General features: G+C 37.5%; 25 protein-coding genes. 13 read left to right on the forward strand and 12 right to left on the reverse strand.

Going from position 1 to position 26,222, the window contains the following annotated elements; translation table 11 throughout:
* Positions 1–69: 69 nt before the first annotated feature.
* The 3 genes from H9L23_RS05240 to H9L23_RS05250 all read right to left on the reverse strand — a co-directional run bounded on the left by H9L23_RS05240 (position 70) and on the right by H9L23_RS05250 (position 2,915).
* Entirely contained in the window at positions 70–1,629 is a 1,560-nt protein-coding gene (locus tag H9L23_RS05240) for a DUF4153 domain-containing protein (protein ID WP_187593982.1), read from the reverse strand.
* Positions 1,630–1,980: 351 nt separating this feature from the next.
* Positions 1,981–2,277, reverse strand: coding sequence for a winged helix-turn-helix domain-containing protein (locus H9L23_RS05245; protein ID WP_187593983.1), 297 nt, complete (start codon positions 2,275–2,277; stop codon positions 1,981–1,983).
* Between the two features lie 5 nt (positions 2,278–2,282).
* Complete coding sequence (locus H9L23_RS05250) at positions 2,283–2,915, reverse strand: hypothetical protein (protein ID WP_187593984.1); 633 nt, start codon at positions 2,913–2,915, stop codon at positions 2,283–2,285.
* Positions 2,916–3,276: 361 nt separating this feature from the next.
* Between H9L23_RS05250 and H9L23_RS05255 the strand changes: the two genes are divergently transcribed.
* The 8 genes from H9L23_RS05255 (at position 3,277) to H9L23_RS05290 (ending at position 10,567) form a co-directional block, all read left to right on the forward strand.
* Positions 3,277–3,927 (forward strand): ABC transporter ATP-binding protein, encoded by a 651-nt coding sequence (locus H9L23_RS05255; protein ID WP_187593985.1) that lies wholly within the window; start codon positions 3,277–3,279, stop codon positions 3,925–3,927.
* A gap of 116 nt (positions 3,928–4,043) precedes the next feature.
* On the forward strand, positions 4,044–4,523 hold the full coding sequence (locus tag H9L23_RS05260) for an ATP-grasp domain-containing protein (RefSeq protein WP_187593986.1): 480 nt from the start codon (positions 4,044–4,046) through the stop codon (positions 4,521–4,523).
* A 1-nt stretch (position 4,524) separates the two neighbouring features.
* Positions 4,525–5,133 (forward strand): HAD family hydrolase, encoded by a 609-nt coding sequence (locus H9L23_RS05265; protein ID WP_187593987.1) that lies wholly within the window; start codon positions 4,525–4,527, stop codon positions 5,131–5,133.
* 2 nt (positions 5,134–5,135) lie between these two features.
* A complete protein-coding gene (locus H9L23_RS05270) occupies positions 5,136–6,626 on the forward strand; it encodes a S41 family peptidase (RefSeq protein WP_187593988.1) in 1,491 nt (496 codons plus the stop codon).
* Positions 6,627–6,774: 148 nt separating this feature from the next.
* The gene (locus tag H9L23_RS05275; RefSeq protein WP_187593989.1) at positions 6,775–7,041 is read left to right on the forward strand and encodes a hypothetical protein; all 267 of its coding nucleotides are present in this window, start codon (positions 6,775–6,777) and stop codon (positions 7,039–7,041) included.
* A gap of 50 nt (positions 7,042–7,091) precedes the next feature.
* Complete coding sequence (gene dprA / locus H9L23_RS05280; RefSeq protein ID WP_187593990.1) at positions 7,092–8,186, forward strand: DNA-processing protein DprA; 1,095 nt, start codon at positions 7,092–7,094, stop codon at positions 8,184–8,186.
* 214 nt (positions 8,187–8,400) lie between these two features.
* Entirely contained in the window at positions 8,401–9,762 is a 1,362-nt protein-coding gene (locus tag H9L23_RS05285; protein ID WP_187593991.1) for a pyridoxal-phosphate dependent enzyme, read from the forward strand.
* A gap of 208 nt (positions 9,763–9,970) precedes the next feature.
* The gene (locus H9L23_RS05290) at positions 9,971–10,567 is read left to right on the forward strand and encodes a hypothetical protein (RefSeq protein ID WP_187593992.1); all 597 of its coding nucleotides are present in this window, start codon (positions 9,971–9,973) and stop codon (positions 10,565–10,567) included.
* A gap of 206 nt (positions 10,568–10,773) precedes the next feature.
* Here the strand turns inward: H9L23_RS05290 and murA are convergent, their stop codons facing one another.
* The 6 genes from murA to H9L23_RS05320 all read right to left on the reverse strand — a co-directional run bounded on the left by murA (position 10,774) and on the right by H9L23_RS05320 (position 17,338).
* Positions 10,774–12,099, reverse strand: coding sequence for a UDP-N-acetylglucosamine 1-carboxyvinyltransferase (gene murA / locus H9L23_RS05295; RefSeq protein ID WP_187593993.1), 1,326 nt, complete (start codon positions 12,097–12,099; stop codon positions 10,774–10,776).
* Positions 12,100–12,250: 151 nt separating this feature from the next.
* Positions 12,251–12,940 (reverse strand): DUF4290 domain-containing protein, encoded by a 690-nt coding sequence (locus H9L23_RS05300; protein ID WP_025142933.1) that lies wholly within the window; start codon positions 12,938–12,940, stop codon positions 12,251–12,253.
* 474 nt (positions 12,941–13,414) lie between these two features.
* On the reverse strand, positions 13,415–13,912 hold the full coding sequence (locus tag H9L23_RS05305; RefSeq protein ID WP_187593994.1) for a SixA phosphatase family protein: 498 nt from the start codon (positions 13,910–13,912) through the stop codon (positions 13,415–13,417).
* Positions 13,905–14,936, reverse strand: a complete 1,032-nt coding sequence (locus tag H9L23_RS05310) for a glycosyltransferase family 9 protein (protein ID WP_187593995.1) — start codon at positions 14,934–14,936, stop codon at positions 13,905–13,907. The genes H9L23_RS05305 and H9L23_RS05310 overlap by 8 nt, the downstream gene beginning before the upstream one ends.
* A 34-nt stretch (positions 14,937–14,970) precedes the next feature.
* The gene (locus H9L23_RS05315) at positions 14,971–15,573 is read right to left on the reverse strand and encodes a DUF4254 domain-containing protein (protein WP_187593996.1); all 603 of its coding nucleotides are present in this window, start codon (positions 15,571–15,573) and stop codon (positions 14,971–14,973) included.
* Positions 15,574–15,658: 85 nt separating this feature from the next.
* Positions 15,659–17,338 carry a helix-hairpin-helix domain-containing protein gene (locus H9L23_RS05320; RefSeq protein ID WP_187593997.1) on the reverse strand — a complete coding sequence of 560 codons (1,680 nt, stop codon included), beginning with the start codon at positions 17,336–17,338 and terminating at the stop codon, positions 15,659–15,661.
* A gap of 89 nt (positions 17,339–17,427) precedes the next feature.
* Between H9L23_RS05320 and H9L23_RS05325 the strand changes: the two genes are divergently transcribed.
* Positions 17,428–18,057, forward strand: coding sequence for a hypothetical protein (locus H9L23_RS05325; RefSeq protein WP_187593998.1), 630 nt, complete (start codon positions 17,428–17,430; stop codon positions 18,055–18,057).
* Positions 18,058–18,140: 83 nt separating this feature from the next.
* On the opposite strand, the gene sppA is transcribed toward H9L23_RS05325, so the two are convergent.
* Positions 18,141–19,907, reverse strand: coding sequence for a signal peptide peptidase SppA (sppA, locus tag H9L23_RS05330; RefSeq protein WP_187593999.1), 1,767 nt, complete (start codon positions 19,905–19,907; stop codon positions 18,141–18,143).
* Between the two features lie 40 nt (positions 19,908–19,947).
* Between sppA and folK the strand changes: the two genes are divergently transcribed.
* Together folK and H9L23_RS05340 are read left to right on the forward strand one after the other, a co-directional pair.
* Positions 19,948–20,460, forward strand: a complete 513-nt coding sequence (gene folK, locus H9L23_RS05335; protein WP_187594000.1) for a 2-amino-4-hydroxy-6-hydroxymethyldihydropteridine diphosphokinase — start codon at positions 19,948–19,950, stop codon at positions 20,458–20,460.
* Positions 20,457–20,828, forward strand: a complete 372-nt coding sequence (locus H9L23_RS05340) for an Hpt domain-containing protein (RefSeq protein ID WP_246474851.1) — start codon at positions 20,457–20,459, stop codon at positions 20,826–20,828. The genes folK and H9L23_RS05340 overlap by 4 nt, the downstream gene beginning before the upstream one ends.
* A 46-nt stretch (positions 20,829–20,874) precedes the next feature.
* Here H9L23_RS05340 and pssA read toward each other — a convergent pair whose 3' ends face one another.
* Together pssA and rho are read right to left on the reverse strand one after the other, a co-directional pair.
* Positions 20,875–21,567 (reverse strand): CDP-diacylglycerol--serine O-phosphatidyltransferase, encoded by a 693-nt coding sequence (gene pssA, locus H9L23_RS05345; RefSeq protein ID WP_187594001.1) that lies wholly within the window; start codon positions 21,565–21,567, stop codon positions 20,875–20,877.
* Between the two features lie 79 nt (positions 21,568–21,646).
* Positions 21,647–23,401 (reverse strand): transcription termination factor Rho, encoded by a 1,755-nt coding sequence (gene rho / locus H9L23_RS05350; RefSeq protein ID WP_187594002.1) that lies wholly within the window; start codon positions 23,399–23,401, stop codon positions 21,647–21,649.
* Positions 23,402–23,826: 425 nt separating this feature from the next.
* Here rho and pyrF point away from each other — a divergent pair, with 425 nt between their 5' ends.
* Together pyrF and H9L23_RS05360 are read left to right on the forward strand one after the other, a co-directional pair.
* Complete coding sequence (gene pyrF, locus H9L23_RS05355; protein ID WP_187594003.1) at positions 23,827–24,657, forward strand: orotidine-5'-phosphate decarboxylase; 831 nt, start codon at positions 23,827–23,829, stop codon at positions 24,655–24,657.
* Between the two features lie 253 nt (positions 24,658–24,910).
* Complete coding sequence (locus H9L23_RS05360) at positions 24,911–26,194, forward strand: DUF2851 family protein (RefSeq protein ID WP_187594004.1); 1,284 nt, start codon at positions 24,911–24,913, stop codon at positions 26,192–26,194.
* Positions 26,195–26,222: the final 28 nt, after the last annotated feature.

Below are 26,222 nucleotides of genomic sequence, written 5' to 3' on the forward strand. Positions count from 1 at the left end.
ATGAACCAGGCTAATGAAATTAATGCCAAAGCCATGGCCATTATTTTATATCTTTTATCCATTTTGCTTTTATTTATTCAATCCAAAATACTCAGCCGTATTCCAGTCCTGTAAGTTCCATGATAACCAGCTTGTTGTTTTGTAACGCTCTTTGAAATATTCAATTCTGTTATCGAGACGGGTTAAGATCTGATCGTTTGTTGAGCTTACAATTATTTCCCCTTTTGGAATGAAAGAATGCGATAATAAGGTCTTGCGGTTTTTATCCAATATTGGCAGTGTTTTTTCTGATAAAGAAAGCAGGTAATCAGCATCTAAAGCAATCGATGTCTCGTGTGTCAGATTATATTTTGCAATTAAAACATCCCAATTAATAAGGGTAAAAGTCAACAACAGCACAAACCAGATATTTCCATTTACCTTGAAAAGATAGAATATGGTTTTCTGTTTGGCCACCTTGAAATAAACCGTTGCCAAACCAATGATACAAAGGGTGGCAAATACCAGTACGCCAATTCGTTTATGGGTTAAACCATGAAATTCGATATAATAACCATCACGAATGTATACCGATATGATCAGGATAAAATTCTGAACAATCCAGGTATAGGCTAATAGCCTTAGCGTTTTGCTTTTATGGTAAAAGTTTAAGTTCCCTCTAAAATAATAGAGAATTACTGCCATGGCCATTACAATGCTAAATATCAATGAATTTGTGCCCTGGTGCAGTTCTCCCGAGAAATTGCCTGAAGGTTCATAGCCAAACCAAAGTGTGGTAATATCGATGGCATTTAACATCAGCAATAGCAGGTTAAGCGCGGTGAACGAAATGATACCCACGATGTACTCTGTTTTTAATGCCATTTTTCTTGTTAACAAGTTGCCGGTGAATGTTTGTACGATATGGTACCATATTGTTTTCTGACCTAAGCTTCTTCTGATCCGTACCAATTGTTCTTTACATTTCAACTCTGCTCTTTCGAGGCTTTTATCAAAAAATGCCAGCAATAAACCGCTTGTTAAAACCAAGCCAAAACAGAAATGCATAATGCGTTCGATACTTAAATCCTTGAAAAAGAAATGAAGTATATTTTGGAAGAAATTTCCAATGTAGGTGAGCGTTTCCTCCGCGTAATGAGCAAAAACATTACTGGCCGCGGCATATAAACAGGCAAATATAGTTACGATGATCACCGGAATAAACAGATATTTGATCAAGGTAAATAAGGGCTTTAGTTTAAAACTACCTACGCTAACCATACTTAATTGTTGTATCGCATTAAAAGGAACAGTAACCAGCTGTAATATTACTGCGGCAAAGGCGGTAAAAACTGTTCTGAGCTGTTGATTATGGGCAAAGCCGATAAATATCAATAAGCTGATGTAATAAGTAACCACTGATAAATCCGAATTATTAACAACTACCAGCACTGCTGCCAGTAAGTGCGCCAGCCCATAAATTTTGAGTTTGGTGCTTTTCACTACATCTGGGTTGATAAAAGTAACGATCAACAGGTAAATGCTATAAATGAGCAAATTAAGGGCTAAGCGCTCTTTCCAAAACAAAAAGGTAAATAGCAGACCGCCCAACAAGGCAGAAAATAGCAAGAGGTTTGATTTATTTTTCATTTTAAAGTGTGATTGTGGTTATAATTAAAAAGTACATAATGGCAATAGGAATATTAACAAGTTGAAGTAATATGGTCGATATGGAGGATGTCCTGTTTGATGTGTAAAGGAAACATGAAATAATCAGGGCAAGCATTACAAATAAATTGACTAAAACAGCAATAGCAATGTATATCATGCCAAAAGGAATCAGAAATTGGGTCCTGAAAAGACAAAAGCTAATAAATAGGGTAGTTCCTCCTATAAAAGATACCAGTGTGGTTTTCTTTCCAATTTTAATAAGTAAAAGTTCTAATGATTTCATTTTTAAAAGCGCTTTGTTTTTCAAAGTGAATAGTCAAAAAAAATAGTTTATAGCTTTTTTATCATTTTTTCAAGTGCATCCAGGTGCGCCTTAAAGGCTTGTTTACCCAAAGCGGTAATAGAGTAGGTCGTACTGGTTTTTCTGCCGATAAAACCTTTATGTACTTTAATAAATTCGGCCTGTTCTAAGGTATTCAGATGCGAGGCCAGGTTACCGTCCGTTAATTCGAGCATTTGTTTCAAGTCGTTAAAACCAATTTCATTGTTCACTATGAGCATAGACATTACACCAAGCCTGATCCGGCTATCGAATATTTTATTTAAATCTGCTATCGGGTTTTTCATGCTTACTAACCTCTCTCATATTTAAAATACATTAAAAGACCATAAACAATATGTAGAACACCAAAACCAAAAGCCCAGAAAATTAAACCATAACCAATGTAAAACATACAGACTAAGCCAAGGATTACCTCACAAAAACCCAGGTACCGGATATCACTATATGTATATTTGCTTGCATTAATAAGCGCCAAACCATAAAAAATTAAGCAACTGGGCGCAATAATGCTATAAGTGTTTGGATGATTGATCAATAAAGCGATAATGAACAGACCGCCGGCGGCTAAGGGAACAAACAAGTTAATTAAAAGTGATTTTGAAGTCTTATCCCAAATAGGAAGGTTATTTTTCTGACTTTTTCGATAAGTAAATAAAATTCCGCCTGCCAAAGCGATAATCAATACGAAAACGCCAAGCTTGATCAGGTTAAATTCCAGGTCCATTTCACCATCAACGCCATAACCATAACCACGTTTATTGATAAACTTATTAATTTCATCATTTGCAAAATAAGCACCTATTAAAGCAATTACACCAGCAAACACACCTGATAAGCCACTCAAAGAAATAAATCTCGATGACCTGTCCATCATTTGTCTGATATCTTTTAAGGCATTTAATTGTTCTTCCTGATTGATCATTTTAAAAGTGCTTTGTTTTTCAAAGTTAAACAGAAAATTGATATCTGCAAATCTTTTTTATCTTTTATTGGTTAGTGGTAGGGTGGTTAGTAGTTGGTTGATGGGAGAGTGGTTCATGGTTATATGGTTAATAGTTGATTGCCTGGGTGTTTAGGCAAACGTTGATAAATAATAGAGTTAATAAACAATCATCAATAAACTATGCTAATTGCCCAATGAACTATCGCTAGTTAAACTATTTGGCAATGAACTATTAAGCCATCAACTATGAACCAATGACCAATGACCAATGACTAATGAACCAATAAACCATCAGTTAATGAACTATTGAACTAACAAACCATTTTACTAAATTTGAACCATGCTAAAAGCCACTGGAATAAGAAAATCGTACGGAAATCTGCAAATATTAAAAGGTGTAAATTTTGAGGTACAAAAAGGGGAGATTGTAAGTATCATTGGCCCATCCGGTGCCGGAAAAAGTACATTACTGCATATTTTGGGTACATTGGATAAACCAGACGACGGCGCTGTAGAATTAAAAGGTACGGTAATTAATAAACTGAGCGGCGACCTGTTAAGTGCTTTCAGAAACCAGAATATTGGTTTTGTATTTCAGTTTCACCATTTATTACCTGAATTTAGTGCGATCGAAAATATATGCATCCCTGCATTTATCGCGAAAACAAATAAAAAACAAGCTGAAACAAGAGCTTTAGAACTTTTGGATCTTTTTGGTCTGAAAGATAGGGCACAACACAAACCCAATCAATTGTCTGGCGGCGAGCAACAGCGTGTGGCCATTGCAAGGGCTTTGATCAATAACCCATCCATTATACTGGCCGATGAACCTTCAGGGAATTTAGACTCTGAAAATGCGGCCGGACTGCATCAATTATTTGTTAGCCTGCGTGATAATTTCAACCAGACTTTTGTAATTGTTACGCATAACGAGCACCTGGCAAAAACAAGCGACAGGGTGGTAAGCATGAAAGATGGATTAATTGTCTAGGATTAAAGGATTGCATGATTTTAGGAAGAACATACAAGCATTCAACCATACTCTCATTCAAAACACGCTCATTAAAAAAAACTCATTCACTAATTTATTCATTCAATAATTAAATCTTGAAAATACTCATTACCGGCGGAAACAATGCGAAAGCTTTAAAACTGATGAAAGCATTCCCAAGCCACTTCGTTCTACTGGCCGATTATGGCGATGTGCCGGGCATCATTACAGAAAAATATGCTTTTTCTTCACTATGTTTGTTAAATAAAGATAGCATAGCCCACATTTTGCTCAACTTTTGCATTACTGAAGCGATAGATTGCATCATCCCTTTACATGATTTTGAAATTGAACCTTTAGCTAAATCTGCCGTGCTTTTTGGTGAGTATGGTATTCAGGTATTGCTGCCAGATGCTGATGTAATTGCAGATTATATAGCTGAAGATAAACAGTCGTTCCAAAATTTTGCGGTATACATCCATGGCGATTGCATTTATTCGAGTGAGGAAAATGCTGTTTCGCAGAAACTTTCCTCATCATTTAACGGGGTATTTGGCTATAACCAAACTAATGACCTAAAACTTTTTACAATTTAATATGGACGCATATCAATACGTTGCAGACAAACAAGCTGTTATTTTTGAGTTAGATGATGTACTTTTCCCCGAAAAGGATTATCTGTTGCAAGTCTATTACCTTTTTGCACAGTTTATAGAATATACCGAACAAAAACAAGCTCAGCCAATCATCAGCTTTATGCAGGCTGAATATGAAAATAACGGAACAGATGGGCTTTTCGAAAAAACGGCGAAGCAATTTGGGATTGATGAAAAATATAAATACAATTTCGATCTCCTGCATTTAAATGCCCGTTTGCCGCTTAAATTGCTGCTCTTTAAAAACTTGCTTGAGTTTATGCAGGAGCTGGTGGTAAACCGGAAACAAATCTTTATTGTAACGGCTGGTAATCCGGAGCAACAACTTAATAAAATTAAGCAAACAGAGTGGAACGGATTAGAGCAATACCTTACCGTTTACTTTACCGAAGAACTTGGACAGTCTAAAGCAGAAATTTTTCAGAACATACTAAACAACAACAATTTATCGGCTAATCAGGCGTTAGTTGTTGGTGCAAATAATTTTGATGCACAACAATCTAAATTAATTAATTTGCCGTATATTGTGTCACTAGAAATTTACAAATAAATATGCTTAAAAGATTGACTTCGCAAAACGCATTTTTATATGCTTTGCTTGTTGTGGTTGGGTTTACCGTATCGTGTAAAAAATCAGCGAACGATACTGATGCCAATGCTGTTCCGCAAGGTGCTTCGGGAACCAGGGAAGAGTTAACTAAAGATTCGATTTACCTGTATGCACAGCAAACTTACTTTTGGAATGTAGGGATGCCAGCTTATACTTCTTTTAATCCGAGGCAATATACTTCGAATAATGCTGTTTTAAATGCCATTAAAGCTTTGCCCAGCACAGGCGGAAAGGATAAATATTCTTTTATTGATGATGGAAGCGTTGCCAGTCAGCTTGGTGGGGTAGGTGGCGATTATGGCTTCTCTGCCAATTTTGATGCTTCAGATCTGTTAAGAGTGAAGTATGTTTATCCAGGTTCTCCGGCTGATGTGCAGGGATTAAAACGTGGCTACCAGATTACCAAGGTTAATGGTGGTGGAACTTCCAGAGCGAGCAGTAGCGATATTGCCAATTTAAACACATCAATATTTGGAGATAATCCATCTATTTCGTTAACAGTTGTAAAACCGGGTGGGGGCACGCAGGATATTGTAATTAACAGGTCTACTTACACTATAAATCCTGTTTTATATACCAATACTTACACAGTTGGTGCGAAAAAAATAGGTTATATTGTATTTAACAGTTTTACCACAAATGCAGTTCCTGCTTTGGATGCTGCTTTTGCAAAATTTACAACAGATGGTGTAACCGAACTTGTTGTAGATTTAAGGTATAATGGCGGTGGTTCGGTTTCTACGTCCGAAACGTTTACAAATTTAATTGCACCTCCTTCGCAAAACGGAAAAGTAATGTACACCACCTATTGGACCAAAACCATGCAGGATGGGGCTGCAACCATTTTACAAAACCAAAAATTTTATGCCAAAGGCAACGATGGTGTAACCAGGCTTTACTCTTATGCTGATGTATCGTATAAACCAACATTGGCAGCGGGTAATCAGGAAAGTTTTGCAAAACGAGGTACTTTAAATGGTTTAACAAGAGTTTATTTTCTAGTTACCAGTGGTACGGCTTCTGCGAGTGAATTATTGATCAATAATTTAAAACCTATTATGGATGTTAAATTGATTGGAAAAACCACTTATGGCAAACCTGTTGGCTTTTTCTCTATCAGGATTGATAAAAACGACTTATATATTCCACAGTTCCAGACTAAAAATCAATTAGATCAGGGCGATTATTTTTCTGGTATGACGGTTAATAAAGATGTTGCAGATGATTTAAGCAAAGACTTTGGAGATCCTGAAGAAAGAATGTTGGCACAGGCTTTATACTATTCTGCAAACAATAACTTTACGGCACTTGCAAAAGATAATAACTTAAGCAGTACCTCAGGTGCTACAAGGGTTCAGATAGATGCCGCAAACGAAAAACTTGACCATGAATTTAAAGGAATGGTTGAAACCAGGGCGCTGAAATTTAAGTAGTTAACAGATTTTACACATAAAAGGCCGGTTTTGTAGTTCAAAACCGGCCTTTTTTAATGTATTAATTTACAATAAATGAATAAATAAGAGTTGCATTTTTTCTAAAAAATTGATAAGCTTGTTTAACATTAATCGTTAAAGAGACACCATGCCAATAGAAATTGTAGAAAAGGAACACATCAGTTATTTAAACATCATCAATGCAAAAGAAGACCACACCGTTGAACTAAAATCAAAACTTGATGAAGCGCAGCGGCTTGGTAACGAATTTAAATCGAAAGCTGTTATTACATTTAATACCACCATTGGTCCAAAACGCGTTGATACCACTGTTTGGTCTGTTACCGAAAAATATTTACAACTCAAAAACAACATCCATATTCCACTGAAAAGTTTAATTGACATCGATTTTTAGGCTTGCTTTAAGGAAATAAATCATCCCGCATTTATTTAACCTTATAAAAAATGAGCACGCTACACAAAATTGCCTTAACCTTTATTAAATCAATTGGCCCTGTAACGGCCAAAAATCTTCTTGCTTATTGTGGAAATGCCGAAAATATATTTTCGGCATCAAAAAAGCAGCTTCTGCAGGTTCCGGGCGTAGGTGAAAAAACTATAGAAGCCATCCGTGGTACCGATGCTTTAATAAGGGCGCAGCAGGAGTTGGATTTTGTTGAAAAACATGGAATAGAAGTATTGTTCTTTTCGGATGAAAAATATCCCAAAGGATTAAAAAACTGTTTCGATTCGCCAATTCTGCTGTATGCAAAAGGTACGGCCGATTTAAACCATAAGCGCATCATCAGTATAGTGGGGACCAGAAATGCTACCAATTATGGAAAGAACCTCTGTAAAGAACTTTGCGAAATTTTAGCGCCTTATGATGTGCTTATTGTAAGCGGACTTGCTTACGGCATTGATGTAACCACTCATAAAGAATGTTTGGCCAATAATATTCCTACTGTTGGGGTGCTCGGACATGGCTTAGATCGCTTATATCCCAAAATCCATAAAGCCACTGCTCAGAAAATGGTTTTAAATGGTGGTTTGTTAACCGAGTTCCCGATTTTAACCAACCCCGACCGGCCAAATTTTCCACAGCGGAATCGAATCATTGCGGGTGTTGCGGATGCTACTATTGTAGTTGAAGCCTCTATAAAAGGGGGCGCATTAATTACTGCCGAAATAGCCAATTCTTACAACAAGGATGTATATGCTTTTCCGGGTAGGACAAATGATGTTTTTTCGGAAGGCTGTAATTTTCTGATCAAAACCAATAGAGCAGGTTTAATCAACAATCCGCATGATCTGATTTATTATTTAGGCTGGGATGATGAAGTAAAAGAGAAGAAAAAAGATTCGCAGATTACTTTGCAATTAAGTTTAACGCCTAATGAAGAAAAAGTAGTAAAGGCTTTGCAAAATGGCCAACTTTCTATTGATGAGCTTTGTATCGAGCTCAATATCCAGCAGAGTAAATTGTCTATTGTTATTCTTACTTTAGAAATGCAGGGAATCATTGTTTCGCTGCCCGGGAAGATTTATAAATTGGCGTAATGGTGACCAGACATTAGATTTCTCTATTCCGTTACACTCCAGTCGAAATGACGAACCTGCTTTCGAAATTGCATTTTGCCCAATAATCAATCTATAATGCCTATCATTATTATAGATTATGCAATTAAATTCTTTTAAAATTTAATTTTCGAAATTTTGTTTCAAATAAAATATAGTTTGTAAAATACTTAATGCCTTTGCTTAATTTTGCAAGATGTGGTACAATAATATTTTAGAAACCATTGGCAATACGCCGCTGGTAAAATTGAATACGATTACAAAAGGTGTTCCGGGGACAATCCTGGCGAAAATAGAGACGACTAATCCAGGCAACTCAATTAAAGACCGTATGGCGGTTAAAATGATTGAAGATGCAGAGAAAAGCGGTAAGTTAAAACCAGGCGGAACTATTATTGAAGGAACATCAGGAAATACAGGAATGGGTTTGGCTATGGCAGCCATTATTAAAGGCTATAAATGTATTTTTACCACAACTGATAAACAATCAAAAGAAAAAGTTGATGCTTTGCGTGCTTTTGGTGCAGAAGTAATTGTTTGTCCTACAAACGTAGAGCCTGAAGATCCACGTTCGTATTATTCTGTATCATCACGTTTAGAGCGCGAAGTGCCAAATTCTTGGAAACCTAATCAATACGATAATCTAGCTAACTCACAGGCACATTACGAGCAAACTGGTCCTGAAATTTGGGAACAGACTGAGGGTAAAATCACACACTTAGTGGTTGGAGTAGGCACCGGTGGTACCATTTCGGGAACGGGAAAATACTTAAAAGAGAAAAATCCAAATATTAAAATCTGGGGAATTGATACTTATGGTTCAGTTTTCAAGAAATATAAAGAAACAGGCATATTTGACAAGGATGAAATTTACCCTTACATCACCGAGGGGATTGGCGAGGATTTTTTGCCAGCAAACGTAAATTTTGATGTCATCGATCTGTTCGAAAAAGTGACTGATAAAGATGCTGCATTAATGACGCGTGATATTGCCCGTAAAGAAGGGATTTTTGTAGGTAACTCAGCAGGTGCGGCAATTGGTGGTTTAATCCAGCTAAAAGATAAATTAAAGCCCGAAGATGTAGTCGTGGTAATATTCCACGATCACGGAAGCCGATACATGGGTAAAATGTATAACGAAGACTGGTTGCGCGAACGCGGATTTTTACAGGATGAGAAATTAACGGCTAAATCAATCCTCGCCAAGAAAGAAAGTACTGAAATCGTGACATTAGATGCGCAAAAATCAGTCCTTGAAGCCATTAACACCGTTAAATCAATGAATATCTCACAAATTCCGGTTACTCAACAGGGTATGATTGTGGGTAAAATCGCTGAAAGTGATATTTTAAGCGCTTTATTGGAAAATCCAGGCTTAAAATCTGCGCCAATTTCTGAAATCATGACGGCCACCTTCCCTTTTGTTGACTTAAATACTTCGATTGATAAAATTTCTTCATTAATCAATAAAGAAAATTCAGCAGTTTTAGTGGAAGATGAAACCGGTAAGATTGAAATCATTACGCAGTACGATATTATTAACGCGATATCAGGGTAGAGTATGTAAGATGGATGATGTAAGATGGAAAATGGGGTAATTTACGTAATCATCCTCCTGAACTTGTTCGGGATCTTTATAGCTAGCCAGTAACTTGGATCCGGTTAAAAGAAAATATACTGATCCAGTTATCTCTATAAAATTCTTTAATATAATTTTTCGAAAGGCCGTAAGTTAGTAACTTGCGGCCTCTCTTATTAAAAATAACATGGCAACGCTCAAAGAAATCTTATCTGATAAAACCGATGATCAACTAAAATATTATATCGATCATGTAGACAAACATTCTGTTGAGGCAGTGAAAACTGCCTTAGCTGAATTAAAAAATAGGAATGTAACCTTACCGGAAGATATTGATGAGCAGTTAGAAGAGAAAATCAGGTTAAAGGAAAATAGAAATTATGATAGTATAAAGGGCTGGCAGAAAAATATTGTTGAGGATGCCGATGCACCTGAATACTATTCTCAAAAGGCAATTTATATATTTTCAATTCTTTTTTCGGTACTTTTTGGCTCGGTAATGATGGCAATTAATCTAAAAAACGCCCGAAAAAAATGGGGTTGGCCAATATTGTTCGGATTGTTATTTACGTTTGGTCAAATGAATTTGGCTCAATTCATTCCACATCCATCATTGGGAATTTCTCTAATTATTAATGCAGTAGGTGTTACGATAATGTATCAGCTATTTTGGAATAAAAGCATAGGAAAAGATACTAAATACAGAGCTAAGCCAATCTGGATTCCATTAATTATTGGTGTTTTATTGACAATACCATTGGTATATTTTGTTATGAAAAGCTAAAAAAATCTAATATATTATTACTCAGGCATTTTGTTTTATAACTATTCGGCTAGTAAAATAATTTCGGTATGCGGAGACACAGACCAGAAAAGGAATAAAATAAAAAACGCCCCGGTAATTTTTTACCGGGGCGTTTTTCTGTATGTTGTTTCTGCTTTGGGTTTTATGTTAAGCCCTAAGCCTTAAACCTTCTGCCTTCCACCTTTTTAATGACTGGGCGCATCAGCGTTTACACGCTTAATCTGCGCACCTAAGGCACGTAAACGGGTATCGATATCCTGATAACCACGCTCGATCTGTTCGATGTTATAAATAGTCGATTTACCTTCTGCAGATAGAGCAGCAATCAATAATGAAACTCCAGCCCTGATATCAGGAGAAGTCATGCTGATTCCGCGTAATTTGTATTTTTTATCAATACCGTTAACCGTTGCACGGTGCGGATCGCAAAGGATAATCTGAGCACCCATATCGATTAATTTATCCACAAAGAATAAACGGCTTTCGAACATTTTTTGGTGAATAAGTACATTTCCTTTTGCCTGTGTAGCCACAACCAAAACGATACTCAATAAATCAGGAGTAAAACCTGGCCATGGAGAATCGGCAATGGTTAAAATAGATCCATCGATAAAAGTATCGATTTCGTAATGTTTTTGAGAAGGAACATAAATATCATCACCACGGCGCTCTAATTTAATACCCAACTTTCTGAAAACTTCTGGAATTACGCCAAGCTCATCATAACAAACATTTTTGATAGTGATCTCTGATTCCGTCATTGCAGCCATACCGATGAAAGAACCAATCTCGATCATATCTGGCAACATTCTGTGTTCAGTTCCACCTAAAACGGTAACACCTTCGATGGTTAATAAGTTAGAACCAATGCCTGAAATTTTGGCGCCCATGCGGTTAAGCATTTTACAAAGCTGCTGCAGATAAGGTTCGCAGGCTGCATTATAAATGGTGGTGGTACCTTTTGCCAAAACAGCTGCCATTACAATATTTGCGGTTCCGGTTACCGATGCTTCATCTAACAAAATATAAGCACCTTGTAAATTGGTAGCATCAACATTGAAAAAGGCTTTTTTGCTATCGTAAACAAATTTGGCACCTAACTTTTCAAAACCGATAAAGTGCGTATCCAATCTTCTGCGGCCGATTTTATCACCGCCGGGTTTAGGAATTGCTGCTTTACCAAAACGAGCCAACAACGGTCCTACAATCATGATTGAACCACGCAAACCACCACCCTTAGCTTTAAATGTATCAGATTCGAAGAAATTTAAATCGATGTTTTTAGCTTCGAAGGTATAGGTGTCTTTATTAATGCGTTCAACAGTAACGCCCAAATCGCCCAATAACTCGATCAGTTTATTTACATCTTTAATATCAGGGATATTGCTGATGGTTACTTTTTCTTCGGTAAGCAATACTGCAGATAAAATCTGTAAAGCTTCGTTTTTGGCACCTTGGGGAGTGATTTCGCCTTTTAATTTAATTCCGCCTGTTATTTCAAATGCGTTCATGTTTTTTGTATTTAGTATTGGGGATTAAGTATCAAGTATTGATAATCGAGTATCAAGTATCAAGTATTGAGAATCGAGTGTCGAGAATCAAGGAATCAGATTATGCGTTGATGGCTTTTTATCTTTTACTTTTCACTTCTACCCTTCACCATTAATATTTGGGTTTATTATTGTTGCGCTGACGATTATTGTTGTTGTTATTATTCTGACGGTTTTTACCGTTGTTATTATTGTTGTTACTTCTGCCGCGGTTATTGTTGTTGTTATTATTTTGACGCGGATTTTGAGCCCTAAATTCAACTTTAGCAAGGTTAACACCTTCATCAAGCGATAATAATCCGCCAGAAAGGTATTTTAGGTCTTTAATGATGGTGTCGTCACTTACATTGTCCTTATTCCAGGTAACATAAGCCATTTTCATAAAGTTTGCGATGCTCTGCACCATTGCCTTTTTAATTTCGGCATCTTCCTCACGCATGGCTTTTTCGATCAGGTTTTCAACTGTTTTACCATAATGTTTATAGGTAATGCGTTGCTGAGGATAAGCTAATGGTTCTGGTTTGATGTAGGCATTCTCGATCAAAGGCTTTGGATAAGGGCTGTCTACATCGATCTGGTAGCCAGAAATAATGTGCAGGTGATCCCAAAGTTTATGCTTAAAATCGGCAACATCACGCAAATGTGGTTGCAAAAATCCCATCAGGTCGATTACCGCCTGGGCATATTTATTACGTTCTTCAATGGTTGGTAATTCGCAAATATACTTCACCATATTTTGTACGTTGCGGCCATATTCCGATAAAATTAAATGGCTACGCGTAGTATTATAATCAAAATTCATGTACAGATAAATTAATGGATAAATTTTCTGGCGATACGAATTATGAAATAACCAGAAGAGTTGAGGTTATGAATTCACCGAAATGTCTATTGCCAGATTTTCGTTTTATATAGTCAAAGTTAATAAAATTATTTGATTTGTGATATTCTTATCGAATTTGTGATATGCGTACAGGATTTGTGATATTTTTAAATCGATGTAATGTTTTTTGGAAATGTTTGTCAGCAGTTTCTGGCTTCTTCAGCCCCATTATTCGCTGTAGCTCCGATGAAGGATCGGGAGCTGCCGCTACTACCGGGTTTATTTAACTCTGGGTTGAGCCCGTCGGGGGAAAACCTCTCCGGTGCCAGTTTCCGTGTTAATCTGTTAATCCGTGGCTAACCTGGCATCCAAAGGTTTAGGATCAGGTAGCTGAAGCCAACCTGTCATGAAATAGTCTTCCGTGTTAATCTGTGAATCCGTGGCTAATTTTACCTAAATCTCATCACTGTTTTTAGGATAATCAAAAAACACCACTTCTCCTGTTCCTTTGCTCACCATCTGCCACGAATCAAAAGGAAAAGAGATTAATACCATACCAGCAGTTGGGATATTGTAAATGTCGGCATCGCATAATTCATTCGAGAAATCGGTAAAACCTGGATTGTGGCCAAACATAACCACTTCATTAGCTGAGTCATTTAAGCCATTAACCACTTTGAGCAAGGTTTTGGTATTGGCCTCGTATATGGATTCTTCGAAATAGATCTGATCGATATTATAAGCCTCGGCGAAATATTTTGCAGTAGATTTTGCTCTTTTTGCCGGACTGCTCACAATCTGATCGATTTTAAAACCGCGGTTAATCAATCTTTCAGCCATTTCAGGCGCATTTTCCTTGCCACGTTTATTTAACGGCCGGTCGAAATCTTTTAAATCAAGATTTCCCCAATCTGATTTTCCGTGACGGACTAAAAGTAGTTGTTTAGCCATTTAGTTTCTCTTTAATTTTATCTACAATTGTTTCAGGCTTAATTAAGTCTATACAACTTTCAACACCGCAAAGGCAGGGTTTGTTTCCATAAATAGAATTTGGCCTCGAAGGGTGATCAATCTGAACACAATCGCTTTCCAATTGCCCATAACCTAAAAAGCCGGCATAAGGATGTGTTGGTCCCCACACCGAAACTACAGGCACACCAACAAGCGATGCGATATGCATACCAGAAGAATCCATACTTAGCATTAAATCCAGGTTCGAGATGATGGCCAGTTCTTCCGTCAGGTTAAAATTTCCGATTAAATTATGGGTATGAGTATATTTTTTTGACCATTCTCCGGCAATTTCCTGTTCTGTTTTTCCACCTCCAAAAATGAAAATTTCGTAACCTGGTTTACTTAAGGAAGCAACTACTTCTTCCATTTTTGTTAAGTTATAAACTTTGTAAATGTGCTGTGCAAAAGGAGAGATGCCTATTTTTTTTGTGGTTTTATTAATAAATAAATTCTGTGCTTGCTCAGGGATAGCTTGCGGTGATTTATTTATTTTATGACTTAGTTTAAGATTAAAGTCTAGATTGCGAAAAACATCAGCATAACGTTCTACCGTCTTTTTTAATGGTTTGAAAACTTTGTTACTGGTAAGCGTTAATGCTTTTTTTTCTGCTCTTCCTTTATTTATCCTTCTAATTTTTACGCCAGTTAAACGAAAAAAGGTAGAAATGGCCCTGCTTCTTAAATTATCGTGTAAATCTGCTATCGCATCTGGCTTATAGCTGCGAAGCTCTTGATAAAGTTTATATAGTCCATCTATCCCTTTATGAGTTGTTTTTGGCTGGATAGGATGGAAGATGAGATTGGGGATATGATCGAAAAATGGCTTAAATGCAGGCCGGCTTACCATAATGAGCTCCACTTTTGGGTTTTGCTCTGAAAATTCCTGTAAAACGGAAGCCACCATGGCCACATCGCCCATGGCCGAAAAACGTAAAACGATTATTTTTTGGGTTGATGACATGACTTTTCGCTTTCAGCTTTGGCCTTTCTGCTTTCTATACTTTATTATACAACACCGGGTTTAAACTTGGATCGTTATACATTTTCATCTGTTTGTACACTTTCATGTATTTCTTGCCCGCTTCAATATCGGCCAATAATTCATCAATACTGGTTGATAGATCATCGCGTTGCGATAGCAGTACATTTAATTTGGTTTGGCATTGTTCGCGGTGTTCAGGTGTGGCGGTTTCTCGTTCTGCCTCTTCGCGCATGTGGTAAATTTTCAATGCCAGTATAGAAAGTCTGTCGATTGCCCAGGCAGGACTTTCTGTGTTGATTTTAGCATCGGGTAAAGCTGAAATTCCCTGATAAAGATTTAAGAAATAACCGTCAATAAACTCCACCATGTCGGTACGTACCTGGTTTTGTGCATCAATGCGTCTTTTCCAGCTCAAACCTTCAACAGGATCAATTTGCGGATTACGCACGACATCTTCCATGTGCCATTGGGCAGTATCAATCCAGTTTTTAACATAAAAAAGATGCTCTAAACTTTCAGCATCATACGGGTTTTCAACCGGATGGTCAATATCATCAAACTTGTGGTAGTCTGTAATTACCTGATTAAATATGCGGTTGGCAATTTCACTTATCATGGGGCAAAGTTATGTTTTTTTACCACAGATTTTCACAGATAAACACAGATTTAAACTTATCTGTGTTCACCCTTTTCATCTGTGGTTAATTTGGCCTTTTACTATTAAAGTATGCAGTAATCTCCTCTAAGGTGAAAGCATTTAAACATTTATCAGCACTTAAACCTCCTTTACGTGCAACTAAAATGCCATAATGCATATCATGGAATCCTTCGGTGCGGTGGGCATCTGGATTTACGGAAAGTAATACACTTTTTTCCAAAGCATAACGGTGCCAGCGCCAGTCTAAATCTAAACGTAAGGGGTTGGCATTGATTTCTATCACCACTTTGTTTGCTGCACAGGCATCAATAATTTTTTTATAATCGATCGGATATCCGGCCCTGCTTAATAATAAGCGACCAGTTGGGTGTCCTAAAATGGTCGTATATGGGTTTTCAATGGCTTTTAACAAACGTGCCGTCGCTTTGGCTTCGTCCATACGGAGGTTGCTGTGCACAGATGCTACTACAAAATCGAATGTTTTTAAAATATCATCCGAATAATCCAATGAGCCATCGCTTAAAATATCGCTTTCAATACCTTTAAAAATTTTGAAGGGAGCGAGTTTTTTATTCAGTTCATCAATTTCCTGATGCTGACCGAAAACGCGTTGTTCGTTCAATCCTTTGGCATAAACAGCCGTTTTGGAGTGATCGCATATCCCCAAATACTGAAGATTTAAGTTCTCTTTGCAATACATGGCCATCTGCTCTAAAGTATGTACCCCATCGCTCCAGGTAGAGTGGTTATGCAAGCTGCCTTTTAAATCTTCGTATTGGATCAGCGTTGGGAGTTTGTTAGCTTTTGCCAGTTCAATTTCATCAAAATCTTCGCGTAGTTCAGGTTCGATGAAAGTTAATCCTGCCTTGCTGTATATTTCTTCTTCATTTGCAAAAGGCCCATTGCCAGCTAAAGCCAATACTTTTTCAACATGTTCGGTATTTCCTGTTAGTGTAAACCACTGTAAATAAAAAGCTGATTTTTCAACAACGTGTAGTTTTATCCTAAAACCTGCCTCAGTAGTGCAGATAAATGAGTTTTCAGCTTCGATAAGCGAGAGTGGTTCGAAAGCAGGCAAGTTTTGTTTAATGGCATCGATTTGTTCAGTACCAATTACGATTTCTAATTCATCAATAATTTCGCATGCCCTGCGGTATTGACCGGCGAAGCCCAAAAGTGCAAGATCATCAATATTTGCGGTCCAAACAGAAAGTTGCGTAAACAAAGTTTTGGCAAAACCTTCCACCTGTGCATATAGAAATCTGCCGTTGGCGGCCAGTTTAAATTCGATGGCACTTTTAATTTCTTCCTGTGTTTTTAAACCAAAGCCTTTTGCTTCGATTAAGCGGTTTTCGTTACAGGCGTAATACAGTTCACCAATACTCTCTATCCCAAGGGTTCGCCAGATAATGAAAATCTTTTTCGGTCCGATGCCTTTTATGGCCAGCATTTCTACCACACCTTCGGGTGTTCTATCGAGTATTTCGTTAAGCTCCTGTAATTCTCCGGTTTGTAACAGTTCTACTATTTTGGAAGCCAGGCCTTTACCAATGCCTTCAATTTTATCCAGTTCATCTAAAGGTTTGTCTCTTAATGCAAAAGGGAGTTTATCTACTTTGAAATAGGCATTTGCAACTGATTTAATCTTAAAAGGATTTTCTTCATGCAGTTCCATGAGCTGCGATAAAAGGCGTAAGGTGCGGGCGATGGTCTTATTTTCCATAGGGGGTAAAATTAGGAAATAATGCCCCAAATTTTGACGGAGCTTATCAATTTCTAAACACAATTTTATTAAAGCGTTGTTTTACACTCATGAAATCTATAAAAACTATCCTTTTAGGATTAAGTATAAGTTTGGTTGCGTGCCAATCTGCAAAGAAAACGGATGAAAATAAGGGTGATTCGGTCCTGAACACAACTTCTATTCCAGCGCAAGCTGTAGATGAACGGTTTTTAGTTGTAGCTGGTCGTTCGGTTGGTGAAATAGCCTTAGGAGAAGATATGGAGCAGGTAGGTAAAAAGCTTGGCAGACCTGATGCGGGCGATGCCGCGATGGGGAAAGCCTGGGGTATTTGGTACAGCAACGATTCGACGACAAAACACCGGGATGAACTGGCCGTTTATTCTTCTTACCGTGATACCAGTATGCGGGTAAAAGACGTAAAACAGATCAGGATTACCTCAAACAAGTTTAAAACACAAGATGGGTTGGCAACAGGCGGTACTTTGGAAGATACCAAGCTGAAATTCCCAGGCATCGAAAAACTTTCTTCTTATTTAAATGAAGAAAAAGATACGGTAACGGTTTACGATGTGAAAAAAGACGGAATTGGTTTCGAATTTTTAAAAGGGAAAAGCATTTCTTTAACGGTACATCCGGCTAATATTCCGGTTAATGCAACTTATTTAACCTTGCATCCTGAATGGAAACTGATTGAATAAATAGAGAAATTTAGATAATAGATTTGAGATGCATAACTTTAGATTAGACCTCGCAGGTTTTTGAAACCTGCGAGGTCTGAATTTTACTTAATTACTGCTTCAAACGGCATTCTGGCCTGGATACCCGAGCTTGCAATTACCTTTTTCATTTGTTGGTATAAAAAGTAATTATCGCCCAGTTCCTGTTTGGTATAATAGGTTTTAATCTTATCTGTACCTTCATCCATTAACGATTTCCAGGGATCAATTACATCAGGGTATTCTACAACCTTATATTTCTTTAACTTAGCTTTTTTAGCGGCTGCTTTAATGGCATCATTAAAACTTCCGATTCTATCGGCTAAACCAATCTGAACGGCATCTGTTCCGATCCAAACGTGGCCACCACCAATGCTATCAATATAAGCTTTGCTTTTCTTTCTGCCATCGGCCACACGGCTCACAAAACCGCTGTAAATTCTATTTAATTCATTTTGGATAATAAATCTTTCACCTTCTGTCATAGGGCGGTTCGTAGCCATAATATCTGCATATTTACCCGTTTTAACACCATCAAATGTAATTCCAAGTTTGTTGGTCATTAAATTTTGGAAATTCGGGATAATACCAAACACACCAATTGAACCTGTAATGGTATTGGGTTGAACAAAAATACTATCGGCAGCACAACCGATGTAGTAACCACCCGATGCGGCCACATCGCCAAAAGATGCAATAACCGGTTTTTCTTTTTTGGTCAACACTATTTCTCTCCAGATTACATCCGAAGCCAATGCACTACCACCTGGTGAGTTTACACGGAGTACAACCGCTTTGATATCGTCATCTAAACGCGCTTTTCTAATCGCTCTGGAAATGCGTTCTGAACCGATCTGATTATCAGATCCTTCGCCTCCGCTAATTTCTCCGTTGGCATAAATTACGGCAACTTTATCTTTTCCTTCGCCCGTATCAGTATTGTTCTTGGCGTAATCGTTAATAGAAACAGAGCGGATATTTTCGCCCCTGGTTCTTCCTGATAAGCCTTTCAACTCTTCTAAAATCTGATCTTTATATTTTAAAGCATCGATCATTTTAAAATTTACGGCATCCTGTGGCTGTTGAACTTTATAGTTATCAGCAATAGCGTAAAGACTATCTTTCTGGATATTTCTGCTCAATGCAATATCAGATAGGAATGTATTGTATAAACCACCAACATAAGCAGTAACCTGTTTCCGGTTATAATCGCTCATTTTATCTAAAATAAAAGGCTCAACTGCACTTTTGTAATTTCCCACGCGGATGACCTGCATTTCTACCCCAACTTTTTCTAAAGTTCCTTTAAAAAAGGTCAGTTCAGAGCTAAAACCTTTAAATTCTAAGGCACCTTCCGGATTTAGATACACTTTATCAGCCACTGAAGCTAGATAATAAGCGCCTTGCGTATAAACTTCGCTGTAGGCAATAATTTTTTTATGCGATTTTTTAAAATCGATCAGTGCATTTCTAACCTCGCGCAAAGTCGCATAACCTGCATTCGGGCTGCTCACGTTTAGATAAACACATTTAATATTATCGTCTGTTTTGGCTTTTTGTAGGGCTTTAATAAAATCGTTTAAACCAATGCCGTCTTTTTCTTCACTGCCAACAATAGGCAGGTTTCCGAACGGATTTTTTGGTGTACGCTCGGTAATGGCCTGGTCTAAATTCAAGAACAGTACCGAGTTGTTAGACACAATAACTGTTTTATCACTATCAATGGATGATATCGCACCTACAATGATCACAAAGCAGATAATAAATATAATTACCATCGATAAGAAAAAGCCCAACATAGAGGCAAATAAATACTTAAAGAATTCTCTCATTTAAATGTTTTAATTTTGTGCTGTAAAGATATAAAAATACATGATGCTTAATAAGGCTTTAGAGTGCAGTACGGCTTATTTGTTACTGGGTGGAAATTTGGGTGATAGGGAAGGGAATTTAAAGCGCGCCATTGAACTATTGAACGAAAAAATAGGTAAGATAACAGCTGTTTCATCGCTGTACGAAACGGCAGCATGGGGCAAAACCGATCAGCCGGCCTTTTTAAACCAGGCAGTGGCCTTGCAGACCAATTTAAGTGCTTTGGAAGTTTTAGATCATGCATTAACTATCGAACAGGAACTGGGCAGGGTAAGAAAAGATAAATGGGGGGAGAGGTTGATTGACATCGACCTGATCCTTTTTGGCGATGAAATCATTAATGTACCCGATAAACTTCAGGTGCCTCATCCACACATGCAGCATAGAAAATTTGTGATGGAGCCTTTGGCCGAGATTGCGCCGGATGTTGTTCACCCTGTATTAGGTGAAACCATTTTAGCGATGAGCAGAAATATAGAAGACCCGCTCGAGGTAAAAAAAATAATATCATGACAGATCACCATCACCAACCGCTTGATTTTTCCTACCTGATCGAAATGGTTGGCGATGATCCTATATTTTTAGCAGATTTTTTTAAAACCTTTGTCGATCATATCCCGGTTTATTTAGCGGAGATGGAAAACGCTTTTGCAAATGGTAACTGGAGCAAAGTGAGTCATTGTGCACATAAAATGAAGCCAACTTTCAGTTATATTGGCCGGAATGATGTAAAACAACTGGTTGAGGCAATTGAAAAACATGCACAGAATAATATCGGACCAGATAAAATCCAATCGGATATAGAAAAGCTAAAATTAATTTGCGCTGATATCTGTACGCAGCTTGAACAAGAGAAATTAAAACTCAGCGCCAAACAATAGCGCATACGTACCTAATCCAGCGATTTGCAACGCTCAGAAACGAATGTTAAATCTTATTATTGGCAGTTGCGCCCCTAAAATGAAGTATTGATAAAGCAATATACAATACCAGAACAAAAGGTATAGCTGCAAATTTTAGAAAAGCAATCAATATAAAAGATAAAATAAGAAAGATAAATTTGATCTTATTTTTCTCCCAGCTTAAATCGCTGAATTTTAGTGAGAATATTTTGATTTCGCTCACCAAAAGAAAACTGGTTATGGCAGTTATTGCTATTAATAAAATACTAGAACCAATTATCTGCGGGTAATCGACCGAAATAAAAGGCAAGGAGCAGATAAAAAGGGTATTCATAGGCGTATTTAAACCGATAAAATCTTCCGTTTGCCTCTCGTCATTATTGAATTTAGCCAGCCTAAGCGCCGAGAAAATGGTGATGATAAAACCCAAATAGGGTAGGTATTCGGATGAATAATCGCTTGCTTTTAATAGGTGGAACATAATTACCCCGGGCAAAAAGCCAAAACTTACCATATCAGCTAACGAATCCAGGTCTTTTCCAATGGCCGATTTAACATTCAGTAAACGGGCAACCATCCCATCAAAAAAATCGAATATTCCGGAGAAGATAACGAAATATGCCGCGGTTTCTAAATTGCCTTTAAACGCAAAAACGATTCCGATACAACCAGAAAAAAGGTTTGCACAGGTAATCGCATTAGGGAGATGCCTTTTCATATCATGTAAGATGGAAGATGTGAAATGGTAAATGGAATACGTACTTTATCCATTTACCATCTTACATTTTACCTTTTTTCTAGCTGTTCATCGAAATTAAGAACTCTTCGTTACTTTTTGTTCCTTTTATTTGTGATTGAACAAATTCCATTGCCTCCTGGCTGTTCATGTCAGCAAGGTGGTTACGTAAAATCCATACACGTTGTAAAATATCTCTATCAAGTAATAAATCATCGCGACGGGTACTTGAAGCCGTAATATCGATGGCAGGGAAAATACGTTTGTTAGATAATTTACGGTCTAACTGAAGCTCCATGTTACCAGTTCCTTTAAATTCTTCGAAGATCACTTCATCCATTTTAGAACCTGTATCGGTTAATGCCGTAGCCAAAATGGTTAATGAACCACCGTTTTCGATGTTACGTGCCGCACCAAAGAAACGTTTTGGCTTGTGTAATGCATTTGCATCAACACCACCTGATAATATTTTACCTGATGCAGGGGCAGTTGTGTTATATGCTCTCGCCAAACGTGTAATCGAATCTAAAAGAATCACTACATCATGTCCGCTTTCAACCAAACGTTTAGATTTCTCTAAAACAATATTGGCAATTTTTACGTGACGCTCAGCTGGTTCATCAAAAGTAGAGGCAATTACTTCAGCCCTTACACTACGTGCCATATCGGTAACCTCTTCCGGACGTTCATCAATCAACAAGATGATTAAGTAAACTTCTGGATGGTTTTTGGCAATTGCGTTGGCAACTTCTTTTAATAAATTGGTTTTACCTGTTTTCGGTTGTGCTACAATCAAACCACGCTGTCCTTTACCAATTGGGGTAAATAAATCCATAATACGGGTAGAGTAATTACTGTTATCCGTAAATAAATTTAATTTTTCGGTTGGGAAAAGTGGCGTTAAATAATCGAAAGGAACACGGTCGCGAACCTCAGCAGGAATTCTGCCGTTAATGGTTTCTACACGAACCAGCGGGAAATATTTTTCGCCTTCTTTTGGCGGGCGGATACTACCTTTAACGGTATCACCGGTTTTTAAACCAAAAAGTTTTATTTGCGACTGAGATACATAAATATCATCAGGAGAAGTTAAATAGTTGTAATCTGCAGAGCGTAAGAACCCGTAACCATCAGGCATAATTTCTAAAACACCTTCATTTGTAATTACATTATCGAAATCTAAGTTAGAATAACTGTTTTCGTTTTTGTGGTGGTTGCCACCGCCTGGTTGTTTTTGCTGGCGGTTTTCATCACGTTGTGGTTTTTCCTGTTTCTCTTTTGGCTCTTGTTTTTGCTTCTGAGCTATCGGAAGCACTTCTGCACTTTCTTCAATTAAAGCAGAAATTGGTTTTACACTTTCCTCAGATTCAACAATTCTGTCTGGCTGTCTTTCAGGTTGTTGCTGGTGCTGCGGTTCATCAAATAAGGTTACCGAATCTCTTCTTCTTTCAATTGGCGCTGCGGGCTCATCTTTACTTAACCTTGCTCTCTTTTTAACAGGTTTTTCAGTGGCAACTGCTTTTTCGGCAGCAACCGGCTTATCAGCAACCACTGTAGAAGCAGCGGCAGCCGCTGCAGCAGCAACTTTCGTTGTTTTGGCAGCTTTGGTTTTTGGGGCAGGGGCAGCTGCAATGGGTTCTGCTTCGCTATAAGGATCTGCACCGGCCTTAGCAGCATTTATAATTTCCTGTTGGTGTAAAAGTACTTCAACAAGGTCGATTTTTCTTAGGGAGTCGGCACCTTCAATGCCATAGCTTTTTGCCAGCTCACGTAATTCTGTTGTGAGCTTATCATTTAATTCTGTTTTACTAAACATTCTAGATATATATGTTTCAAGAAATTTTTCATTTGTTTATAACGGATGTTTTCTGTTATAAATCTACACAGGCCTAAAAATATTTATGTTAGCGTAAGCCCGGCAGTTTCATTGTGTATAAATTCTTAAGGTTATAAAACATTCATTGAGTTCATTATGGAAAATGCTCAAATTGTTTCATAATTGTTTACAAGCTGAATAAAAAGCAAATTTTGCTTTTAAAAAAGGATAACAAAAAGTAAATCTTGATAAATTTTTCTGGGATATTCAGATAAACGGTTGAGAAATTATGTTGCAATTGTATGTATTTGAAACGTAATCTGCAAGCAAAAGTTTAAAATGTTTATAAAAATAATTCAAGTGGGTATTATTTTATCGTTCAGAAAATTTAAAAATCTTCATATTTGCAGCAAATAAGCCCATATATGACAAAGCAACAACTTTTTGAGCAGATACAAAAAAAACGTTCATTTTTATGTGTCGGATTGGATTCCTCCTTAGATAGGATCCCAAAACACCTGTTAAAATATGAAAATCCGATTCTGGAATTTAATAAACAGATTATTGATGCCACTAAAGATCTTTGTGTTGCTTATAAACCCAATACTGCTTTTTATGAGTGTTACGGTAAAAAAGGATGGGAAACTTTGATCGAAACCTGGAAATACATTCCACAGGATGTTTTTTCCATTGCCGATGCCAAACGTGGCGATATTGGAAATACCTCTGCGATGTATGCCGAAACTTTTTTTAATGCGGCATCATCAGAAATGAGTTTCGATTCGGTTACCGTAGCGCCTTATATGGGCAGCGATTCGGTAACACCATTTTTAAATTTTAAAGATAAATGGGTAATCCTACTGGCTTTAACTTCCAATAGCGGGCATGCCGATTTTCAGTTACAGGAGATAGGTGAAGATAAACTTTTCGAAAAGGTGCTTAAAACATCACAAAGCTGGGCAACTGATGAGCAGATGATGTATGTGGTAGGGGCAACCCGTGGTGCAGCTTTTGGCGATGTACGTAAACTGGCACCTAATCACTTCTTGTTGGTGCCAGGTGTTGGCGCACAGGGTGGCGATTTGAATGAAGTATGTAAATACGGATTAAACTCACAGTGTGGTTTATTGATCAACTCTTCAAGAGGAATTATTTATGCCGGCCAGGGAGAAGATTTTGCAGAAAAGGCCAGGGAAGAGGCGCTGAAACTACAGAAAGAAATGGAGCAGATACTAATTAAGGCAGAATTGGTTTAGCAATTAGCTTCTTAGAGAGACTGTTTTATACTCAGTGCGCAAGATCGTCATTGCGAGAAGGCCTTTTCAGCCGACGAAGCAATCTTAATGCTGTCGCTATAACTCATTTTTTAAGATTGCTTCGTCGTTCCTCCTCTCAATGATGACTTTTTTTATTTTAATTCTTTATGCTTGAAAAAGAAAGTTAGTGATATATTATTTTACATATCGAACGATTTAATATACTTCATTTAAGAATTCATTATCTTCAGGAATGAATTTTCCAGAAGATTTTCTTCATTACGTGTGGCAGTTCAGGTCCTTTGATTACATAGACCTGCAAACGGCTGGTGGAGAAAGCCTCAAAATCATCAATCCGGGTTTACTTAATAAAAACGCCGGACCGGATTTTTTTCATGCGAAAATCGAAATAGGCGATACCATTTGGGCTGGCAATGTAGAAATCCACCTCAAATCGTCAGATTGGTTAAAGCACAATCATCAAAAAGACCCTGCTTATGAGAATGTAATTTTGCATGTAGTTTACGAACATGATGCCGAAATTAAAAGAATGGACAATACGGTATTGCCGGTGCTCGAATTAAAAAGTCGCATATCTGCCGATCTGATCCAAAAATATGAAAAACTGTTCCTTACCCTTACCGATTTCCCCTGTATTGCCCAAATAGGAACTGTTGAACCATTGATTGTAGATTCTTTTTTAGCCAGAACCCTGATTGAACGTTTTGAGCAAAAAACAGCAGCAGTTACCGAAACTTTAAATGAACTGAAAGGCAATTGGGACGAAACTTTTTATCGTTTTATGGCCCGTAATTTTGGCTTCAAAATAAATGCGCTACCTTTCGAGCTGCTTGCAAAAGCAGTTCCACAGAATATTTATTCCAAACATAAAAATAACCCCCATCAAATTGAAGCGCTGGTTTTTGGTGCGGCAGGATTTTTAAATGATCAGTTTGACGAAGAATATCCCCAAAAGCTAAAAGCCGAATTCAGTTTTCTCCAGAAGAAATATAAAATAAAACCAGTCGAAATTTCGGTCTGGAAATTTATGCGGATGCGTCCACAGAATTTTCCAACCATCCGATTGGCCCAGTTTGCTGCATTAATTGTAAAGGCCAATCATCTTTTTTCTAAAGTAATGGAAATAAAAGATATAGTGCAGTTACGTGCCTTATTCGAAAACCTGCCCATTAACGATTATTGGAAAAAACATTATCATTTTAAAAAAGAAACTGCTGGTGTAAACATACAGATCGGTAAATCTTCTGTAGATAATATTCTCCTCAATACCGTCGGTTTGTTCTTGTTTGCTTATGGCAAACATACAGCTACGCAGTTTTACATCAGCAGGGCCATAAAATTGTTGGAAAGTCTTCCCGCTGAAGAAAATGCAATTATTGATAAATTTACAGGGGCAGGTGTAAAAATCGGACATGCATTTGCTTCACAAGGTATTTTACAGTTGAAAAAGCAGTACTGTGATGAGAAAAAATGCCTATCTTGTGGTATTGGAATTAAAATCCTAAAACAAGCATAATCAGATAAATTTTTCCAGTAGAAAACTT

This window comes from Pedobacter roseus (genome assembly GCF_014395225.1).
In the GTDB taxonomy this organism is placed as follows: domain Bacteria; phylum Bacteroidota; class Bacteroidia; order Sphingobacteriales; family Sphingobacteriaceae; genus Pedobacter; species Pedobacter roseus.

What these genes read in the sequence shown, in the direction of transcription:
- pssA (WP_187594001.1), bottom strand. Translation starts at nt 21,567, where the DNA reads ATGAAAAGGCATCTCCCTAATGCGATTACCTGTGCAAACCTTTTTTCT.
- H9L23_RS05275 (WP_187593989.1), top strand. Translation starts at nt 6,775, where the DNA reads ATGCCAATAGAAATTGTAGAAAAGGAACACATCAGTTATTTAAACATC.
- H9L23_RS05305 (WP_187593994.1), bottom strand. Translation starts at nt 13,912, where the DNA reads ATGGCTAAACAACTACTTTTAGTCCGTCACGGAAAATCAGATTGGGGA.
- H9L23_RS05250 (WP_187593984.1), bottom strand. Translation starts at nt 2,915, where the DNA reads ATGATCAATCAGGAAGAACAATTAAATGCCTTAAAAGATATCAGACAA.
- H9L23_RS05245 (WP_187593983.1), bottom strand. Translation starts at nt 2,277, where the DNA reads ATGAAAAACCCGATAGCAGATTTAAATAAAATATTCGATAGCCGGATC.
- H9L23_RS05300 (WP_025142933.1), bottom strand. Translation starts at nt 12,940, where the DNA reads ATGAATTTTGATTATAATACTACGCGTAGCCATTTAATTTTATCGGAA.
- H9L23_RS05240 (WP_187593982.1), bottom strand. Translation starts at nt 1,629, where the DNA reads ATGAAAAATAAATCAAACCTCTTGCTATTTTCTGCCTTGTTGGGCGGT.
- sppA (WP_187593999.1), bottom strand. Translation starts at nt 19,907, where the DNA reads ATGAGAGAATTCTTTAAGTATTTATTTGCCTCTATGTTGGGCTTTTTC.
- H9L23_RS05310 (WP_187593995.1), bottom strand. Translation starts at nt 14,936, where the DNA reads ATGTCATCAACCCAAAAAATAATCGTTTTACGTTTTTCGGCCATGGGC.
- H9L23_RS05265 (WP_187593987.1), top strand. Translation starts at nt 4,525, where the DNA reads ATGGACGCATATCAATACGTTGCAGACAAACAAGCTGTTATTTTTGAG.
- H9L23_RS05255 (WP_187593985.1), top strand. Translation starts at nt 3,277, where the DNA reads ATGCTAAAAGCCACTGGAATAAGAAAATCGTACGGAAATCTGCAAATA.
- H9L23_RS05360 (WP_187594004.1), top strand. Translation starts at nt 24,911, where the DNA reads ATGAATTTTCCAGAAGATTTTCTTCATTACGTGTGGCAGTTCAGGTCC.
- H9L23_RS05270 (WP_187593988.1), top strand. Translation starts at nt 5,136, where the DNA reads ATGCTTAAAAGATTGACTTCGCAAAACGCATTTTTATATGCTTTGCTT.
- H9L23_RS05320 (WP_187593997.1), bottom strand. Translation starts at nt 17,338, where the DNA reads ATGGAAAATAAGACCATCGCCCGCACCTTACGCCTTTTATCGCAGCTC.
- murA (WP_187593993.1), bottom strand. Translation starts at nt 12,099, where the DNA reads ATGAACGCATTTGAAATAACAGGCGGAATTAAATTAAAAGGCGAAATC.
- rho (WP_187594002.1), bottom strand. Translation starts at nt 23,401, where the DNA reads ATGTTTAGTAAAACAGAATTAAATGATAAGCTCACAACAGAATTACGT.
- folK (WP_187594000.1), top strand. Translation starts at nt 19,948, where the DNA reads ATGATGCTTAATAAGGCTTTAGAGTGCAGTACGGCTTATTTGTTACTG.
- H9L23_RS05315 (WP_187593996.1), bottom strand. Translation starts at nt 15,573, where the DNA reads ATGATAAGTGAAATTGCCAACCGCATATTTAATCAGGTAATTACAGAC.
- pyrF (WP_187594003.1), top strand. Translation starts at nt 23,827, where the DNA reads ATGACAAAGCAACAACTTTTTGAGCAGATACAAAAAAAACGTTCATTT.
- H9L23_RS05340 (WP_246474851.1), top strand. Translation starts at nt 20,457, where the DNA reads ATGACAGATCACCATCACCAACCGCTTGATTTTTCCTACCTGATCGAA.
- dprA (WP_187593990.1), top strand. Translation starts at nt 7,092, where the DNA reads ATGAGCACGCTACACAAAATTGCCTTAACCTTTATTAAATCAATTGGC.
- H9L23_RS05290 (WP_187593992.1), top strand. Translation starts at nt 9,971, where the DNA reads ATGGCAACGCTCAAAGAAATCTTATCTGATAAAACCGATGATCAACTA.
- H9L23_RS05325 (WP_187593998.1), top strand. Translation starts at nt 17,428, where the DNA reads ATGAAATCTATAAAAACTATCCTTTTAGGATTAAGTATAAGTTTGGTT.
- H9L23_RS05285 (WP_187593991.1), top strand. Translation starts at nt 8,401, where the DNA reads ATGTGGTACAATAATATTTTAGAAACCATTGGCAATACGCCGCTGGTA.